This is a genomic window from Vulcanococcus sp. Clear-D1 (assembly GCF_014654725.1).
Lineage (GTDB): Bacteria > Cyanobacteriota > Cyanobacteriia > PCC-6307 > Cyanobiaceae > Vulcanococcus.
The window spans coordinates 44,121-62,368 of sequence record NZ_JACVZV010000005.1 but is presented as its reverse complement, the minus strand read 5'-3'; the positions used below and the strand labels follow the sequence as shown (position 1 = coordinate 62,368).

The window sequence follows — 18,248 nt, the reverse complement described above, 5'->3', positions numbered from 1 at the left end:
CCATGGACCTTTTCACACAGCAGTGGGCCTCCTATCGGGCCGTGGTGGAGCACGATCTGATGGAGCACCAAGCCGTGGCCTCCGCCACGGCCGCAACCCTGGAGGGCTGGCTCCAGGCTCGCCCCAACGATGCCGCGGCACCGCGGATGGTGGATCTGGGCTGCGGCGATCTGGCGCTGCTGGCTCCTCTGCTGCAACGCCTGCCTTTGGGCTCCTACACGGGGCTGGATCTCACGCCTGAGGTGCTGCCCCTGGCGCAGCAAGCTCTCGGCAACGTGGCCTATCCATGCCGCTGGCTGGAAGGAGATCTACTCCGTTGGGCAAGCGATCCAGCTGGCGATGACGCAGAACCAGTCGACATCCTTCACTCTGCCTTCGCCATTCATCACCTCAGCGCCGAGGAGAAACAGTGGCTGCTCGAGCGCCTGCGCACCCGGATCGCACCGGGAGGGTTGTTCATTTGGGTGGATGTCTTCCGGAAACCCGGCGAGAGCCGCGACATTTATGTGCAGCGCTACCAGCAACGCATTGCCAGCAGTTGGCCCCAGCTCTCTGCCCAGCAGCGAGAGCACGTGAGTAGCCACCTGGCCGCTTACGACCACCCCGCCGACCGTGCCGCGATTGAGGCCACGGCCAAAGCAGCAGGTTGGCAGTGGCGCTGGGCATGGAATGGACGCCAACACGCTGAGGCGATGGCCGTGCTGACGCCAGCCTGAGCCAAGAGGATCCGCTCAGCTGTGCTCCCGCAGGAAGCTGATCGAGCCCTGCAGCTCATCAGCAAAGCGATCGATCTCCTCAGTGGTGGTGGTGAAACTGAGGCTGGCGCGGGCGGAACCACTGATGCCGTAGTGGCGGTGCAGCGGCTGGGTGCAGTGGTGGCCGCTGCGGATGCAGATGCCGGCTGAATCGAGCAGAGCGGCGATGTCGTTGGCGTGCACGCCTTCCACGTGGAAGGCGGCCAGAGCAGCACGATCCGGCTGTTGCTCTGGGGTGGGGCCGAGGATGCGCAGGCCATCGATGGCCTGCAGGCGCTCGAACAGATGGCGGGTGAGCTGCTGCTCCCAGGCATGGATGCGATCCAGCCCGATGGCCTGCAGGTAATCGAGAGCTGCGCCCATCCCCACCGCCTCGCCAATCGCCGGGGTACCTGCTTCGAATTTGTGGGGCAAGCCGGCCCAGGTGCTGTGGTCGAGGTAGACGTCCTGGATCATTTCGCCGCCGCCCAGGAAGGGGGGCATCGCCTCCAGCAGCGCCTCGCGGCCCCAGAGGAAGCCCATACCCGTGGGGCCGCAGAGCTTGTGGGAGCTGCCCACCAGAAAATCAGCGCCCAGCTGCTTCACGTTCACCGGCAGGTGGGGCAGACTCTGGCAGGCATCCACCAGCACCAAGGCACCGGCGGCGTGAGCCAGGGCTGCCACCTCCGCGATCGGATTGAGGCAGCCGAGCGTGTTGCTCACCTGCACCAGGCTCACCAGCCGGGTGCGATCGCTGATCTTGCTGCGCAGATCGTGGAGATCGAGTTCACCGCTGTCGGTGAGGCCGGCATGGCGCAACACGCAACCAGTGCGATCGGCGAGCAGCTGCCAGGGCACCAGATTGCTGTGGTGCTCCATCACCGTGAGCAGCACCTCATCACCGGGGCGCAGGTTGGCCTCACCCCAGCTGCGGGCCACGAGGTTGATCGCCTCGCTGGCGTTGCGGGTGAACACGATCTCGTTGGGGTTGGCGGCCCCCACAAAAGCTGCCGCCTTGGCACGGGCGCCTTCAAAGCCTTCGGTGGCACGGGCGCTCAGCTGGTGCGCGCCGCGGTGCACGTTGGCATTGTCGTGGTCGTAGTAATGCTGCAGCGCCTCCAGCACCTGGCGGGGCTTCTGGCTGGTGGCGGCGTGATCGAGATAGATCAGCGGCTGGCCGAGGCAGGCGGTCTGGGCCAGCAGCGGGAAATCAGGGCGCGTGAGCGCTGCCAGGTTGTCGGGCTGGGTGACGGCAGCGGCCTGGGGTGCCGAGAGGGTGCTGGTCATGCCGCGCTCTCCAGCAAACGCTCGAGCGAACACCAGCTGCGGGCCGCTGCAGGCAGCTCCCGCAGCACTTCCTCGCAGAAGGCCCGCTGCAGCAGGCCAGCCGCCTGGTCGGCGCCGATGCCACGGCTCTGTAAATAGAAGAGCTCATCGGTCTGCAGGCTGCTCACCGTGGCGCCATGGGCGCACTTCACGTCGTCGGCCACGATCTCCAGCTCCGGCTTGGTATCGATCCTGGCGCGATCCGAGAGCAGCAGGCTGCGGCTGAGCTGAGCTGCATTGGTGCGCTGGGCGGCGCGGGGCACGCGCACGGCACCGTTGAACACGCTGCGGCCCTGGCCGGCTGCAACTGCTTTATGCAGTTGATCGAGCTGCCCCTCCGGCCCTTTGAACTCCACAAAGCTGTGGGTGTCGGCGATGCGCTGACCGTCCACCAGCTGCAGGCCCCGCAGGGTGGTGTGGGCCGCGCCATCCACCTGCACGGCCCGGGGCTCAAGCCGCGCCAGCCCCCAGCCGGAGGTGACGCTGCTCAGTTGCACCCGGCTTTCCGGTTCCTGCTCGATCACCACATGAGCCATGAGAGCGGCATCGGATTGCCCCAGCGCCACCAGGCCATGGCTGAGGCGGGCACCGCGCGCAAGATGGGCCTCAATCACCAAGCTGTGCAAACCGGAGGCCTGGGCTTCGATCCACTGGGAGAGATCCAGCTCGGCCTTCTCCTCCAGCAGCAGCAACAAGCGCAGCGCCTGCAGACCCTCGGCCGCGGCGCTCACCAACTCCAGGCTCACCTGGCTGCGGCTGGTCACACGCAGGGCCAACACACGCTCGGCAGCAGCGTGATTGAGCTCCACCGGCCAATGCTCCTGGCAGCCAGCAGCGGCGAGGGTGTGCCCGAGCCCCTGGGCAATTTCACCAGGGGTGAGCTGCTGCAAACCCGCAGGCAGGGCTTGGCCCGCCAGGGGATTGCTGCCGCCGCTCCACACCAGCCGCACAGCCCCGGATTCAGGGACGGGCAAGGTGGCTGTTGCCGCGGCCGCCGGAGCAAGAGGCAGCGCCTGCAGCAGTGAGAGATCTGTGAAACGCCAATCTTCGTGACGCCCCGAGGGAATCGAGCTTTGGCTCAGGGCCTGGCGGCCACGCTCCTGCACCGGCGCCAGCTCACCACTGGCGGCAGGCAGATGGGCCAACCAGGCATCCAGCCAAGCACCCTTGGCCGCAGCCGGTGTTGCGAGGCTTGCGCTCATCAGGCCACCTCCGCCGCCAGGGCAGCGAGCTCCTGATCCACCCAGTCGTAGCCTCGCTCTTCGAGCTCGAGCGCCAGCTCCTTACCGCCTGTGCGCAGGATGCGGCCCGCCGCCATCACATGCACGTAATCCGGTGTGATCGCATCGAGCAGGCGCTGGTAATGGGTGATCAGCAGCGTGGCGTTCTCGGCATTGGCCAGCTGGTTCACACCCCCAGCCACGATGCGCAGGGCATCGATATCCAAACCGGAATCCGTTTCATCGAGGATCGCCACCAAAGGCTCCAGCAGAGCCATCTGCAGGATCTCATTGCGCTTTTTCTCACCACCGCTGAAGCCTTCGTTCACGGAACGATCGAGGAAAGCAGGGTCCATCTGAACCACCTTCAGGCGTTCACGCACCAAATCTTCGAAAGCGAATGTGTCGAGCTCCTCGTGGCCCTGCTCCAGCCGACGAGCATTCGTGGCCACCCGCAGAAACTCCAGGTTGCTCACCCCAGGGATTTCCACGGGGTACTGAAAACCAAGGAACACCCCGATGCGAGCGCGCTGCTCGGGATCCAGCTCCAGCAGGTTCTCGCCGCGGTAGGTCACGCTGCCGCCGGTCACGCTGTAAGCGGGGTGGCCGGCGAGCACTTTGGAGAGGGTGCTTTTGCCACTGCCATTGCGACCCATCACCGCGTGGATTTCACCGGCACGGATGGTGAGGTTCACGCCCTTGAGGATCGCCTTGTCCTCCACCCGGGCATGGAGATCGCGGATCTCAAGCAGTACGGGAGCGTCGGGGCGAATCACGGCGGAGGAGCGAGCGAGGACGGAATCAGAAACGGAAGGGGAGCAGGCGGATCAACGCCGATTCGGCAACGGGGCTGAACTCAACCCACGGAGCCCTCCAGCTTGAGGGCGAGCAGTTTGTCGGCTTCGGCTGCGAATTCCATCGGCAGCTGATTGAACACATCACGGCAGAAGCCACTCACCATCATCGAAACGGCCTCTTCAAACCCGATGCCGCGGCTCTGCAGATAGAAGAGCTGATCTTCGGAGATACGGCAGGTGCTGGCTTCGTGCTCCACCGAAGCCTGGGGCTGCTGAGAACGGATGTAGGGGTAGGTGTTGGCGGCCGCCTGATCGCCGATCAGCATCGAATCGCACTGGCTGTAGTTGCGTGCCCCCACCGCTTTCGGGCCGATCTGCACCAAACCGCGATAGCTATTGGCAGAGCGGCCGGCGCTGATGCCCTTGCTCACGATGGTGGAGCGGCTCCGCGGACCCACGTGAATCATTTTGGTGCCCGTATCCGCCTGCTGTTTGTTATTGGTGAGCGCCACGGAATAAAACTCACCTACAGAATCAGCGCCCTGCAACACGCAGCTGGGGTATTTCCAGGTGATCGCTGAGCCGGTTTCCACCTGGGTCCAGCTGATCTTGCTGCGGTCGCCGCGGCACTGGCCGCGCTTGGTCACGAAGTTGTAAATGCCACCCACGCCATTTTCATCACCGGCGTACCAGTTCTGCACGGTGGAGTATTTGATCGAGGCATCATCGAGAGCCACCAATTCCACGACAGCCGCATGGAGCTGGTTGGTGTCAAACATCGGGGCGGTGCAGCCCTCGAGGTAGCTCACCGAAGCACCCTCTTCGGCAACGATCAGCGTGCGCTCGAACTGTCCTGTATCGCCGGAGTTGATCCGGAAATAGGTGGAGAGCTCCATCGGACATTCCACACCTTTGGGAATGAACACAAAAGAGCCGTCGCTGAACACGGCTGAGTTGAGCGCCGCGAAGTAGTTGTCGTTGCTAGGCACCACCGTGCCGAGATACCGCTCGATCAGCTCAGGGTGCTCCTTCACCGCCTCACTGATCGAGCAGAAGATCACGCCGTGCTCGGCCAGCTTGTCCTTGTAGGTCGTGGCGATTGACACACTGTCGAACACCGCGTCAACGGCCACGTTGGACAGTCGCTTCTGCTCGCTGAGGGGGATGCCGAGTTTGTCGAAGGTTTCGAGCAGCTTCGGATCCACCTCATCGAGGCTGGCTTTCTTTTGCTGCTGTTTGGGCGCGGCGTAGTACACCACGTCTTGGTAGTCGATCGGCGGATAACCGAGAGCCGCCCAATCGGGCTCGCTCATCTGCAGCCATTGCTTGTAGGCGCGCAGGCGAAAGTCCAGCAGGAAGGACGGCTCCTCCTTCTTGCTGGAGATCAAGCGCACCACGTCCTCGCTGAGGCCCTTGGCGATCTTTTCGGTTTCGATATCGGTGACGAAGCCGTACTTGTACGGCTGGCTCACCAGATCACCAACAGCCTGTGCGTTGCTCATGAACTGACCTTCAACCGGCGCAATGGGCTTTCACTTCTTCGAGCGTGATCGTCTGTTTCTCGCCGCGGAAGGGGTTGTCTTCGGTGAGGAACAGCATGCAGTGGCACTCCTTGCGCTCACGCATCGGCACGCAGGGGCAGTTCCAGAAAGCCTGAGCCACCTCAGCCTCCTTGTCTTCGTAATGGCGGCAGGGGCACAGGGCACCTCCCAGCTCGTCCTTATGACGGGCCAGCCCCTCGAGCACGACAGCCGTGACGCTGGGGTCACTGCAGAAATAGGTCCCCGTGCGCTGGGCGTAGGTTTCCGCAAATTTGCGGATCACCTCAAGGCTGTCGCTGGCTTGGGGGGCAGGAGCTTCAGACATGAGGGCAAAGGCGAGGCGGAGCGTTGTGCCCGTGCGGGCTTGGCCAGCAGTTACGAAACCAGTGTGTTTCGCAAGTCGACCCTAAAGCACACGAGCGGCACCCGGGGGTGACGCTGCATTGTGACGTGTGGGCGCACCAGCACGGTCCACTCGTCAGCGCCTGAACAGGCGTGGCATGGTGTGGTGGTAAAGAGTTGGTCATGAGCGCCTCCACGCAGGCACCCACCCGAGAGGCAGCGCTCACCCTGATGTTGCGTCAGGGTGAAATCACCGCGGCGCAACTGGCTGAGGCACTGGGTGTGTCCGTCCAAGTGATGCGTCGCCACCTGCGTTCCCTGGAAGAAGAAGGCCTCGTGGAGGCCAGCCCGGCTCCCGAAGGTCCTGGACGTCCCTCCAATCTCTGGCGGCTCACAGCAGCTGGCCGCCGCCAGTTCCCCAACGGCAGCGAACATTTCGCTCTGGGGCTGCTCAGCTCCATGGCCACCAGCCTGCCCACCGAGATGGTGGATCAGCTGCTGCAACGCCAGGCCTCTGAAAAAGCCACCGACTACCGCCGCCTGATCGGCGACGGCAGCCTGAAGGAGCGCATCGAACGACTGGTGGATCTGCGCCGGCGCGAGGGCTATGTGGCCGACTACAAGCCCAACCCGAAGGGCGAAGGCTGGGTGATCAGCGAATTCCACTGCTCTGTGATGAAGATCGCTGAACAGTTCCCCTGCGTGTGCGATCAGGAGCTGCAGCTGATCCGGCACACGTTCCCCGACTGCGCCGTGGAGCGGGTGCACTGGCTGCTCGATGGCGGCCACGCCTGCGGGTTCCTGCTGCAGCCGTGCTGAGCGAGCACGACCTTCAAGAGCTGGAGAGCACGCTGCTTCCGGCACTGGAGCGTCACCACCTGCGCCTGCTGGCCCACAGCCTGCGCTGCCTCCAACAAGCCGCCCAAGGCGACGCCGCCATGCCAGCCCAGGAAGGCTTGATGGCCTGGGCGCACCAACAACCCAACCTGGCGGTGGACCCCAGCTTCATCCCCGTGTTGGTGGAGCAACTCGCCAAGGCCGCCGTTCAGCTCGAAGCCATCGGCCTGGAGCTTCACAAGCCACCGCTGGCGCTGGAGATCAGCGACCTGGTGCTCTGGGGACAGCAACAGGCTGATCAACGGCTGGGCAACACGCTCAAGCCACCAGAGCACTAACGCCGCACAGGGCCAGCAAGGCGGCCAACCATCCCCGCCATCCCGGCCGATCCCCTTCCAAATGAGCCAGCGGGATCGCCATCAGCGGGGCGGTAGCCAGCAGCGCCACCGCGATGCCGCCCGGCAACTGCTGCAGGGCCAGCTGCTGCAAGGCGATGCCTGCGGTGGTTCCGAGCAGCGTGGCCAGTAATCCCAGGGGCCAGCGCCGGGTGGATGGGCGCGGCCCCCAACCCCTGGTGCGCCAGCCCCGCAGCAACGGCAACAACACCAAGCCCGCCGCCAGCACCCGCACCAGAGCCGACTGCAGCGGATCAAAGGCGGCATCCCGCAGAGCCGCCCGCGACACCAGCGCTCCAGCGCTGCCGCAGAACAGTGCTCCCAGGGCCAGAACCACACCCTGCAACTGCCGGCGCCCCGCGAAGGCATCGCCTGAGCGCTGCACCGCCACGAGCAGCAGCGCGAAGGTGATCAGACCAAGGCCGAACCAGTGGAGCGGTTCCGGCACCTCCGCCAGCCAGACCATCCCACCCACGGAGGCGACCGCCGGGCCACCGGCATCGATGGTGAGCGTGCGGCGGGTGCCCAGCCGGCGCAAGGCCGCGAAGTAGAGGCTGTCGCCCAGCGCAATCCCCAGCACGCCACTCAACGCCAACAACAGCAGGGGGCCCTGGGCCTCAGGCCAGGGACGGCCCAGCACCAGGGGCAGGAGCATCGCGAGCGCCAGCCAGTTTTTCAGCAGATTCAGTTCTGCGCCGCTGAGGGAGGTGGGCAGGCGACGCCAGAGGCTGCTGGCCAGGGTCCAGCACAGCGCGGCAGCCAGGGCAGCCAGAGCACCGATCAGCACAACCTCAACCGGCGGTGGCGGCTTGCGATCATCGCTGCACCCGCCGCGCCGCCGTGAGCCTCTCCCTTGAGAACGCCCTCAGCTTTTTTCAGCTGAGCTGCGGCCGCTGGCGCTCCCAGCGCAGCGTGCATCACCTGTTGCACCGCCGCGCCGAAGCGGGCGGCTCGTTGATCGTTGTGGACGAACTGGCCGCCAGCGATTCACGGCTTTTGGAGCTGGCTGAGCTGCACGGCCAGGATCCGGCCGGGCTCGTGGGCGGCTGCTGGGTGCGCTGGAGCGCCTCGATGGCCTGGGACAAGGCCGGCGAAGATCACACCGGTGAAAGCGTGATCGGGCTGATCCCCACCGACGACCGCGGCCGCGAGGGAATCTTGCTGCGCGATCTCGGCTACGCCGAAAAGGCACCGGCCAGCTCGCGCTTCTGCATGGATGAGCACGATGGCCTGCTGCTCAGCACCGAGTACGAAACGATGAGCGTGTGGGAGCGCTTCGCCTTTCAGGGGCCGAATGTGCGCGTACGCAGCAGCACGGTGGAGGGCCTCTCCAACAACGCGTCCTTCTGCATCGAGACCCGCTGCGACGACGCGCAACAGGAGCGGCCCGCGGCATCGGCGGCGGCCGGCCGTGCAGCAGCCAGCGAACCAGCCCTCTCGCTGCTGGGCTGGTAGGCCCGAGCTGTTGCGAACGTTACGGACTGTGAGTCCTGCCTGAGGCGGATCAGTGGAGCCGTAACAGCACTTCTACGATCAGCCACGACGGATGCCGAAGTTCGAGTGGCCCTTCCCCTCCTGAAGTACGCGCCCACAACGCAGAACGCGCGTGTGGATCCCCTGCGCGTGGGCTCGGACGAGGATCCCAAAGCCGCGTCCATGGACAAGGCAATGGATCGCGAAGATCAGAACTTCGTGATCGAAGCGGCTTACCGCCAGATCTTCTTCCACGCCTTCAAGGTCGACCGCGACCGCACCCTGGAGTCGCAACTGCGTAACGGTCAGATCACGGTGCGCGATTTCATTCGCTCCCTGTGTCTGTCGGACACCTTCAACCGCAGCTTCTACACCCTCAACAGCAACTACAAGGTGGCCCGCCACCTCGTGGAGAAGCTGCTGGGTCGCAAGACCCACGGCAAGTCCGAGGAGATTGCCTGGTCGGCTGTGCTGATGACCCGCGGCGTCAAAGGCATGGTTGACGACATCCTCGACAGCGAGGAGTACCTCAACGCGTTCGGTTACGACACCGTTCCTTACCACCGCAACCGTGTGGTGGGCAGCCGTGATCTGGGTGAAACACCCTTCAACATCACCAGCCCCCGCTACGACGCCTACTACCGCGGCATCCTGGGCTTCCCCCAGATCGTGTACACCGGCACCGCCCGCAAACTGCCCGAGCGCTCCCTGCAGCGCCGCGGTGGCTTCCCTCAGGACTACATGCCCTGGGTGCGGACCCTGCCTGCCCTGCGTGGCGCCAGCGCCGCCGGCAGCGCCGACATCGATTACCTGGCCAAGGTGCCCTACCGCAGCATCGGCCGCTGATCATTGAGGCCCTTGGGCCCCATCACGGTGCGGGGGGAAACCCCCGCTTTTTTGTGGGAAGGCCCAAGCTGCCGAGCTGGTCTTGGGATGCTGACTGCGGGATCACAGACCAAGGCGGACCTGTGAGAGTTAGCCAGACTGATCCCGAACACAATCCGGAGGCGCTGTGAGTCAGACCCTGTCATCGCTTGCCCGGATGACCCTGCGCCAACTGCGCCAGGTGGCCAGCGAGCTGGGTGTGACCCTCTACAGCCGCAAAACCAAAGACGAGCTGGTGAGTGCGATCGGCGAACGCCAGGCCGATCTCTCCAGCCTCGAGCAGGAACACGCTCCCAGCCGGCAAGGCGATGACACCCGGGTGGTGTTTCTGCCACGTGACCCACAGTGGGCCTACGTGTTCTGGGAGATCAGCGAACAGGATCGTCAGCAGGCCTTCAAGGCCGGTGCCAGTCAGCTCTGCCTGCGGGTGGCCGATGTCACCGGCATGAGCAACGGCGGCAGCCATCCCCACACCCTCCAGGAAGTGCCGGTGGACAGCCATGCCACCGAGTGGTACCTGCCTGTCCCCCTCAGCGACCGCGACTACCGCGTGGAGCTGGGCTACCGCGTCAGCGGCGGCGGCTGGATCTCGCTGGCCTTCTCCTCGGTGGCTCGCGTTCCAGCCCTGCACCCGAGCGAACAGATCCTCGATCAGTTCGTGCCCTTCTCCCTTGATACGCCCCCCAGCACCATCACCCCGCAGACGCTGCCCAGCAGCGACAACGGGCTGCATGAGCGCCTCTATCAAACGGCAACCACGGGAACCCGCCGCCTCGGTCGGGGCTCGGAAGCCTTCCATGAACTGGATCAGGTCAGCGGCGCCGGCCTCAATGCCTCCGGTGCCGGCCTCTGGGCCAGCGGCCGCAGTGAATCCGGCTCCGGCGTGGTGGCACCGCGCCAGCGCTCCTTCTGGCTCGTGGCTGATGCCGAGCTGATCGTGTATGGCGCCACCGATCCCTCGGCCAAATTGAGCATCGGCGGCGAAGAGGTGCCGCTCTCCAGCGACGGCACCTTCCGGATTCAGGTGCCCTTCCGCGATGGTCAGCAGGTGTATGCCATCGAGGCCGTGGCCGCCGATAGCGAACAGAAGCGGAACATCACGCTCGATTTCGAACGCACCACCCCCGAAGACAACAGCAACCCAAGCGATCAGGCTGTTGCTGAATGGTTCTGAAGAAGCGGTTGTGATGAAAGCTCTGGTTGCCCTCACGCCGATCACGGGCGCTGTGGCACTGCCACTGTTGGTGTGCTTTTTGATGGCCAAAGTGAGCATCGGCTCCGGAGTATTGGCGGCCGTCGTGATCAGCAGCCTCTGGTTTGTGGCGATGCTGCGCACCTCTGAACTACCCGAACACGGCTGAGACCAACCCGAACGGGGAATGCTCCTCTCAGAGGCAGAGGCTCCGCCGTGATCGAATCGAAGCGTTGCTGGGGGGCGTTGCTGCTCGCGCTCTCCCTGGTGCAGGGCTGCGGCAGCCAAGCCGGCCGACTGGTGGGCACTGGCCCTGTGGAGTTGCCGCTACCGGATGGAATCCAGGTGGCCTTCAACCACCGCGCAGACCGCCACTACCGGAGCCCGATCCACGCTGAAGCCCGCAATGGCGACAACCTCGAGGCGTTGGTGATCCGTGGGATCGAGGCCGCCGAACAGGAGGTCCTGGTGGCCGTGCAGGAGCTGTCTTTACCGGCCATTGCCGAAGCCCTGGTGCGCCAACACCGCCGGGGCGTGACGGTGAAGGTGGTGTTGGAGAACACCTACAGCACCCCGTGGAGTGAGCAGCACGAAGCAGATCTTGATGGCCACGCACGCCAACGCCGCCAGCTGCTGATGGAGCTGGCCGATCGCAACCGCGACGGCAAGGTGAGCCTGGCAGAGCAGCAAAGCGGCGACGCCGTAGCCATCCTCACGGCCGCCGGCGTGCCATGGCTCGATGACACAGCCGATGGCAGCAAAGGCAGCGGCCTGATGCACTCGAAATATGTGGTGGTCGACCGGCGGCTGGTCATCACCGGATCGGCGAACTTCACGGCATCAGGCATGCATGGCGATGCAGCCGATCGACGCACCCGCGGCAACGTGAACCATCTGCTCCAGCTGGACAGCCCTCAGCTGGCCGAGCTCTTCGCCGACGACTTCAGCCGCATGTGGGGCGATGGTCCGGGCGGCCAGCCCGATAGCCGCTTCGGGCTGGCCAAACAATCCGGCCCCGCGGCTCAGGTGATGGTGGGACAGACCAGCGTGGAGGTGCTGTTTGCCCCACACCGGAGCAGCGATCCCAACCACGGCCTCCATCTGATCAGCAACACCCTGGCCACCGCAAAGCAACGGGTGGATCTCGCGTTGTTCGTCTTTTCAGCCCAGGCCCTCACCACGGTGATCGCAGACCTGCAGGCCAAAGGAGTGCGGCTGCGACTCCTGGCCGATCCCGGCTTCGCCAGCCGCTCCTTCTCCGAAGTGCTGGATCTTCTCGGCGTGGCCCTGGCGGATCGCCACTGCAAGGTGGAAGCCGGCAACCAACCCCTCAAGCAGGCCGCCGAAGGGGTAGGAATCCCGCGCCTGGCCAGGGGGGACAAGCTCCACCACAAGTTCGCCGTCATCGATGGCAACACCGTGATCACAGGTTCCTTCAACTGGAGCCCGTCTGCAGCTCACCAAAACGATGAGGTCCTGATGGTGATCCACTCACCGCTGCTGGCAGCTCACTTCACGCGCGAGATCGATCGGCTTTGGAAGGGAGCCGACCTAGGGATCAACGCCGCACTGGAGCGCAAACTGCTCGAGAACCGCAGGCGCTGCGGCAGTGGGATGCAGCGGTTGCGAGTGGTGGACTGGGCAGGGGTTTTGGGAGGTCGCAGGCTTGCGGGCTGGCTCTGAGACTGGCTTCTGGAGACTTTGGAGCCGGGAGAAGCCAATCCAGGTCTCCAGGTCACAAAAGGGGACAGGTTATGCCGGTAGTGCATAAAGGACCGGGTTCCTTGAGGTCCGTTGCAGCACAGGACCTCTGCGGCACAAGAGAATCAAGGAGAGATCCTTGAGATCCTATAGAATCAAAGTAAATCGGGTGTAAGGACAAGCCCCAGCCCTGACAGCCTTATTCCTTCTCAAGGGGATTTCGAGGATCTTATGACACCTGTAATCCGCGGCAACTCCCTCTACACCATCGTGCCAGGTCCTTCTTGGACGCAGGCAGAGGCTAATGCGGTGAAACTGGGTGGACATTTGGTGACAATAAGCGATAGCTCAGAGAACACCTTCGTTTGGGAGAAGTTCGGACCATCCAATACTCCATCAGAAGAAAAATGGATTGGACTAAACGACGCCGAAACAGAGGGGACCTGGCGCTGGTCCAATGGTGAAGATGTCGTATTCACGAATTGGGCCTATGTGGCACCCGCAAATACATCAGGTATTCAATATGAAGCCGGCAAAGGGAGTGAAGCGCAAGACTATGCAAATTTTTGGTGGGGGACAAATGATGGAACGTGGGACGACTACTACATTGACGGCAATGGTGGCAACAGCGAGGGTATCGCAGAAATCCCCTTCATCAGACGTGGAGATTCTGCCTATGTAATCGTCGAAGGACCCACCTGGGAAGAAGCAGAGGCGAACGCCGTCAGACTCGGCGGGCACCTGGTGACCATTAATGATGGAAAAGAAGATACATTTGTGTACACACGCCTTCTTTCGCTCAAGCCTGACAATATGATGTTCATCGGCTTGAATGATGCAAGCAGAGAGGGAGTTTTTACTTGGTCCTCAGGCGAGACGCCTGACTACCGCAACTTTGCGCCAGGAGAGCCTAGCGGTGACGGCGCGTACGGAGAAGAAGACTATGTTCACCTCTATGCACGAAACGCATACGGAGAGGCAACAACCTCGGAGTGGAACGATGCCACGAATAACGGTGGGAATGGTCACGTCAGGTATGGCATAGCAGAGATACCACTCGCTCCCAACAACACCCCTACCGGTTCACCAACAATCGCAGGACAACTAAAGACAGGTTCCACTCTCACTATCGACTCATCAAGAATCCAGGATGCTGACAACTTCATTGGATATACACCCGCCTTCCAATACTCCTGGGAGTCATCAGTTGATGGTGCCAATTGGATGACCATCAATACGGCAGACGCAACTGATAACACCACCACCTACACGCTGACCTCCGCAGAAGTCGGCAAGCAAATTCGTGCTGTTGTGAACTATGTAGATGGATACGGAACAACTGAAACAATCCGAACCACTGCTACGACGGCAATCTCCGGATCAAACACCAATAACGGCAAAGCATCGTTCCAGATCAGTGGTTCGACATCCATTGGATCAACCCTTCAGGTTCAACAAACATCTGATGACCTAGACGGCAACGGCACTCCCACCTATTCCTGGCAAGCCTCCACAAACGGTTCCTCCTGGTCTTCCATCGGTTCTGGTTCCTCCTACAAACTTCAGACCACGGATCAAGGCAAACAGATCAGGGTTGTGGTGTCATACACCGATGCAGAAGACTTTGATGAAACCATCACCACGTCAGCCGTTGTGATTCCTGCAGCACCAACACCTGCTCCATCAGCACCAAGGCTGTTAGAAGGAACTGTTACCGGAGACCTGATTACTCTTGCATTTGATTCCGAACTATCCAACACGAAACCTGCCGCAACATCCTTTACAGTTCAGGCAAACGGCAAGAACGTCGGAGTCTTTGCCACAATAGTAACGGGAAGTGCAGGGGTCGTCAATCTGCAGTTGCTGCGATCCATTGCTCCAAAAGAAACAGTCACCATTGCGTACAGGGACCTCAATGGTGATCAAGTCAGCAGTGTGATTCAGGCACTGGATGGCACTGATGTTGCATCCTTCACCGCTAATGTCTCCAACCAAAGCACAGATCAAGAACCTCCTGTTCTTGAGTCAGCCTCGATCACTGGATCGCAAGCACTGCTCACCTTCTCAGAGGCACTACAGAGCACGCAACCAGCACTGACTTCCTTCAAACTCAAGGAAGCAGGCAAGACAATCAGCATCACTGGTCTGCAAGTCGATGACACTGCAGGTTCTGTTGTCCTCACGTTGAGTCGTCCTGTGGCTGCCCGTACCGCAGTCACCCTGGATTACAAGGACCTCAATGGTGATCAAACCACAGGCGTTCTTCAAGATGGATACGGCAATGACCTTGAGAGCTTCCAAGGCTTTGAAGTCATCAATGAAACCGTTGCCACCATCAATCCTCTTGAGGTCAGCAGTGCTGAGGTGGATGGACAAGATGTCACCTTACGGTTTGATCGTGAACTGGATGATGTGATTGCACCATCCAGGCTGTTCCGAGTCACAGTTAACAACCAAAATGTACGAGTCACATCGGTCGATACCGTCACATCAACACAAGAGGTGTTTCTCGGTCTGCAGAAACCAGTGGAACCGGGTGATCAGTTACTGATCTCCTACAACGACCCTGATGGTGATCAGACTTCAGGTGTGATCCAAGATCAAGATGGCAACGACCTTGCATCCTTCCTGCAACTACCAGCCAAGAACATCACCCAAAAGACAACTGTCCTTGAGGTCGATACGATCGAGGCGCAAGACAACCAGATTTCCATTCAACTCTCAGAAGAGATTGGAACGACATCTCCTGGCAATGCTCGGTTTAAAGTCAAAGTGGATGGTCGATCCAATCCCATCACTTCAGTAGAAACCGATCCTGGTGATGGGATCGTTACCCTCACCCTCAAGAACACCCTGGATCCAGGTCAAGATGTTCTGGTGAGTTACAAAGACCTCAAGGGCAATCAGACCTCTGGGGTCATCGAGGACTTGATTGGGACTGATCTTGAGTCCTTCTCCGATCTGTCTGCAACCAACCTCACCACCGATGAGATCCCACCAGAACTGCTGGAGATCTCGGTTGACGGAGCCGAGGTCCTGATGGAATTTGATGAGATCATCAATCCAGCAACCATCAAGGCATCGAAGTTCCAGGTGCGTGTAGATGGCACAAAGGTCAAGACATCTGATGCCATTGTCGATCAGGACTCCACATTTGCAGTCTTAACTCTGCCTGCAATCCTCACTGCTGGATCAGACGTGCAGGTCAGTTACCGAGACCCCAAGAAGGATCAATCATCAGGAGTCCTAGAAGACCTCTTTGGCAATGATGTCGGCACCTTCCGAAATATTGCTGCCACAGTAATATAGACATATGCCCCAGAAATGCACATCATCTCCCTAGAGGCATCCAGGTATTGACGAAACAATCAGACGCTACTGCTTGTTTCAAACATTAGACCAAAACCACAACAAGAATCTGCAGCCATTCAAGTGACTTCAGCCATCATCGACGAAGGTGCTCTTGCTAGCCAAGAAAGACTTGCAGCTCAGTGGCTCCATTCCGACAATGGGGTCATTTATCTTTCCCTGGGAAACTCGCTCGATGATACCTTGAGGAATTGGTGGAAAGATGTTTTGCTGACCGCTGATGGCATTATCGAACCAGAGATATGCCTAGTTACAGCTGACGACACCAGAAGCCAGCTCACAATAGAACAAGTTAATAGAGACTATGTGTCGGGATCCCAATCAGGGCAGTACACGTCACCTCGCTATTCATATGAATACGATTCAACCGGAGAACCATACAACTTCAAAAGACAGAACACTGGAAATATCACACTTGCCCAAAGCGCATACACACATTCTTCGTATTTTGGTGGCTCTGCAGAGGCTGGGTGGAAGAACGTCGCCTTCCACGAACTAGGTCATGCGCTTGGTCTAGAGCATCCTCATGACCATGAAGATGGAGACGGTGACGCTAATTTGACCACCAACGATACGGTCATGTCATATGAACAAGAAATTGATACAGATGGGAATCCACAGTTTACTGCTCTTGACCAACAGGCAATCACACTAATTCATGGCGCTGAATCGGGCAATATTTCACAGAATGGGGATGACGGCACACTGCTTATAAATCAGCACACATTGCCGATTCTCAATGAATGGAAAAGCCCAACACTTTCAGCAGAGTTTGCTGGTGGCAACATAGTCCAAGAACCAGTCGCAGGTAAAACCCTAAAGCAAATGAGGCTAACTCGGTCCGATGGATATCTAGGTGAATCAGCAAAGGTAAATCTTCAGTGGGATTTTGGGAAAGCAAACTGGTATTACAACGATGGATATCAAGACTGGTTTCACGACATCACATTTGATGGCAGCAGCTTTGTTGAATTTCCGCCTGGAGTGTCCTCAGTGGATATTGATCTCTGGGTAATTGCCAACAAGAAGGCAGAGAAAGATGAAACAATAAAGGTATCTTTGTTGCCAGCACGAAGTCCTGACTATTTCCTGCAGGCACCTACTGAAGCAATTAGGCTAACCATAACAGAAAACGAAGCGGAACAAAGCCATCCGAATGATCAGAGTCATCCTGTCCTAATAGATATTACAGTAAACGGGCAGATCGCTGCAATGCAGTTCGATGAGTTAATTAATCCAGGTACGATCAAGGCATCAAGATTTAAAGTTCGCATCGACGGAAAGAAGGTAAAGACTTCTGATGCAATTGTGGAAAGTAATTCAACACGTGCGATCCTGACTTTTGCTACTGCGGTTGAATCCGATTCAGACGTACAGGTCAGTTACCGAGACCCCAAGAAGGATCAATCATCAGGAGTGCTAGAAGACCTCTTTGGCAATGACGTCGGCACCTTCCGCAATATTGCTGCCGTTATCGTATAGACATCACACATCTCGGAGGACAGATGCAACTAGGTCACTGGAATCAAAGAGAGTAAACATATAAACTTTCCGGCAACCTATGCTAGACCGAATCATTAGCAATGCTGGATGCAAGAAGCCCTGTAGAAGCCCTGTGAACTCACTCCCACAATTACCGACGGGATAAAAGCTTCACCCATAGCACTCAACACGACAACCCAATCTAATGAGAGGAAAAGGATTTCTCTTCTTTGAGAAGCACAAGCTGGTCTATGCTCGAGTGCCGAAAGCGGCGAATACATCCATCAAGGAAACCTTGGCAAGGCTGACTCCAAAGGACAGATCTTCCGTGCAGTCTAAATTCAATCCAACGAACGACAAGTACTGGAAGGAGCCATCAAGGGGCACACGCTTTCTCTCCCCCGACGAATACACAGGCAACTACAAAGAGCTGTTCTCCTTTTCCTTCATCAGAGAACCAGTCGATCGGCTCTTTTCTTGCTATGCGGACAAGATAGTGGACAACAAGTGCCGTTCAAAAAGCTTTCAAAGACTTGGCTATACAGCACAGATGTCATTTGAAGAATTTGCAAGTCATACCCTCTCTATCAACCTCAACAGGATGGACGTACATACCCAACCTCAAACATTCCTCATAGAAGACAGTTCAGGCAGGCTGCCAAAGTTTGTCGGATTGACCGAGCAATCCGACAGTCACTGGAGTGAATTGCATCAACACTGCCAAAGGCTAGAAATACCGATAACAAAAGAACTTGTTCGCCTTCACTCGAAAGTAGAGAAATCCAAATCCATTGACCGATCCTTGAGCGATGACACTCTTGCAGGAATTAAACTCTTGTATGGTCGTGACATTCTTCTTCACAACAAGATCCACTACAGTGGAAAGCCTATCCTGGCAAGTATCGGCTGATTGAGTGAATCAAGGCATTGCCGACCAGATAATACACATCTCAT

Annotated in this window: 17 protein-coding genes; 11 read left to right on the top strand and 6 right to left on the bottom strand. The window is 59.6% G+C overall.

The annotated features are described in order from the left end of the window. The first annotated feature begins 2 nt into the window (after nucleotides 1-2). A complete protein-coding gene (locus H9532_RS01660; protein ID WP_296365163.1) occupies nucleotides 3-716 on the top strand; it encodes a class I SAM-dependent methyltransferase in 714 nt (237 codons plus the stop codon). A gap of 15 nt (nucleotides 717-731) precedes the next feature. On the opposite strand, the gene H9532_RS01655 is transcribed toward H9532_RS01660, so the two are convergent. The 5 genes from H9532_RS01655 to H9532_RS01635 form a co-directional block, all read right to left on the bottom strand. After that, a complete protein-coding gene (locus H9532_RS01655) occupies nucleotides 732-2,021 on the bottom strand; it encodes a SufS family cysteine desulfurase (RefSeq protein WP_296365161.1) in 1,290 nt (429 codons plus the stop codon). Further along, nucleotides 2,018-3,262, bottom strand: coding sequence for a Fe-S cluster assembly protein SufD (gene sufD, locus H9532_RS01650; protein ID WP_296365159.1), 1,245 nt, complete (start codon nucleotides 3,260-3,262; stop codon nucleotides 2,018-2,020). The genes H9532_RS01655 and sufD overlap by 4 nt, the downstream gene beginning before the upstream one ends. Further along, nucleotides 3,262-4,056 (bottom strand): Fe-S cluster assembly ATPase SufC, encoded by a 795-nt coding sequence (sufC, locus tag H9532_RS01645; RefSeq protein ID WP_296365157.1) that lies wholly within the window; start codon nucleotides 4,054-4,056, stop codon nucleotides 3,262-3,264. The genes sufD and sufC overlap by 1 nt, the downstream gene beginning before the upstream one ends. A gap of 80 nt (nucleotides 4,057-4,136) precedes the next feature. Further along, entirely contained in the window at nucleotides 4,137-5,579 is a 1,443-nt protein-coding gene (gene sufB / locus H9532_RS01640; RefSeq protein ID WP_296365155.1) for a Fe-S cluster assembly protein SufB, read from the bottom strand. Nucleotides 5,580-5,589: 10 nt separating this feature from the next. After that, entirely contained in the window at nucleotides 5,590-5,943 is a 354-nt protein-coding gene (locus H9532_RS01635; RefSeq protein WP_010304579.1) for a ferredoxin-thioredoxin reductase catalytic domain-containing protein, read from the bottom strand. Nucleotides 5,944-6,143: 200 nt separating this feature from the next. Between H9532_RS01635 and sufR the strand changes: the two genes are divergently transcribed. Together sufR and H9532_RS01625 are read left to right on the top strand one after the other, a co-directional pair. Then, on the top strand, nucleotides 6,144-6,779 hold the full coding sequence (gene sufR / locus H9532_RS01630) for an iron-sulfur cluster biosynthesis transcriptional regulator SufR (RefSeq protein ID WP_296365151.1): 636 nt from the start codon (nucleotides 6,144-6,146) through the stop codon (nucleotides 6,777-6,779). Continuing rightward, nucleotides 6,773-7,135 (top strand): hypothetical protein, encoded by a 363-nt coding sequence (locus H9532_RS01625; RefSeq protein ID WP_296365149.1) that lies wholly within the window; start codon nucleotides 6,773-6,775, stop codon nucleotides 7,133-7,135. Before sufR ends, H9532_RS01625 begins: the two co-directional genes overlap by 7 nt. Here the strand turns inward: H9532_RS01625 and H9532_RS01620 are convergent. Then, nucleotides 7,116-7,979, bottom strand: coding sequence for an EamA family transporter (locus H9532_RS01620; protein WP_296365148.1), 864 nt, complete (start codon nucleotides 7,977-7,979; stop codon nucleotides 7,116-7,118). The two genes, H9532_RS01625 and H9532_RS01620, sit on opposite strands and share 20 nt — an antisense overlap. Nucleotides 7,980-8,032: 53 nt before the next feature. Here H9532_RS01620 and H9532_RS01615 point away from each other — a divergent pair, with 53 nt between their 5' ends. The 8 genes from H9532_RS01615 to H9532_RS01580 all read left to right on the top strand — a co-directional run bounded on the left by H9532_RS01615 (nucleotide 8,033) and on the right by H9532_RS01580 (nucleotide 18,204). Next, nucleotides 8,033-8,647, top strand: a complete 615-nt coding sequence (locus H9532_RS01615; RefSeq protein ID WP_296365146.1) for a phycobiliprotein lyase — start codon at nucleotides 8,033-8,035, stop codon at nucleotides 8,645-8,647. Nucleotides 8,648-8,752: 105 nt separating this feature from the next. Then, nucleotides 8,753-9,511: a phycobilisome rod-core linker polypeptide gene (locus H9532_RS01610; protein ID WP_296365144.1), complete on the top strand. Its 759-nt coding sequence runs from the start codon at nucleotides 8,753-8,755 to the stop codon at nucleotides 9,509-9,511. A gap of 166 nt (nucleotides 9,512-9,677) precedes the next feature. Further along, complete coding sequence (locus tag H9532_RS01605) at nucleotides 9,678-10,724, top strand: DUF4912 domain-containing protein (RefSeq protein ID WP_296365142.1); 1,047 nt, start codon at nucleotides 9,678-9,680, stop codon at nucleotides 10,722-10,724. A 13-nt stretch (nucleotides 10,725-10,737) separates the two neighbouring features. Next, nucleotides 10,738-10,911 carry a hypothetical protein gene (locus H9532_RS01600; RefSeq protein ID WP_296365140.1) on the top strand — a complete coding sequence of 58 codons (174 nt, stop codon included), beginning with the start codon at nucleotides 10,738-10,740 and terminating at the stop codon, nucleotides 10,909-10,911. A gap of 50 nt (nucleotides 10,912-10,961) precedes the next feature. Beyond that, entirely contained in the window at nucleotides 10,962-12,425 is a 1,464-nt protein-coding gene (locus H9532_RS01595) for a phosphatidylserine/phosphatidylglycerophosphate/cardiolipin synthase family protein (protein ID WP_296365238.1), read from the top strand. Nucleotides 12,426-12,674: 249 nt separating this feature from the next. Beyond that, the gene (locus H9532_RS01590; protein ID WP_296365138.1) at nucleotides 12,675-15,752 is read left to right on the top strand and encodes a SwmB domain-containing protein; all 3,078 of its coding nucleotides are present in this window, start codon (nucleotides 12,675-12,677) and stop codon (nucleotides 15,750-15,752) included. Between the two features lie 123 nt (nucleotides 15,753-15,875). Further along, nucleotides 15,876-17,294, top strand: coding sequence for a SwmB domain-containing protein (locus tag H9532_RS01585; RefSeq protein ID WP_296365136.1), 1,419 nt, complete (start codon nucleotides 15,876-15,878; stop codon nucleotides 17,292-17,294). 205 nt (nucleotides 17,295-17,499) lie between these two features. Continuing rightward, on the top strand, nucleotides 17,500-18,204 hold the full coding sequence (locus tag H9532_RS01580) for a sulfotransferase family 2 domain-containing protein (RefSeq protein ID WP_296365134.1): 705 nt from the start codon (nucleotides 17,500-17,502) through the stop codon (nucleotides 18,202-18,204). Nucleotides 18,205-18,248 lie beyond the last annotated feature (44 nt).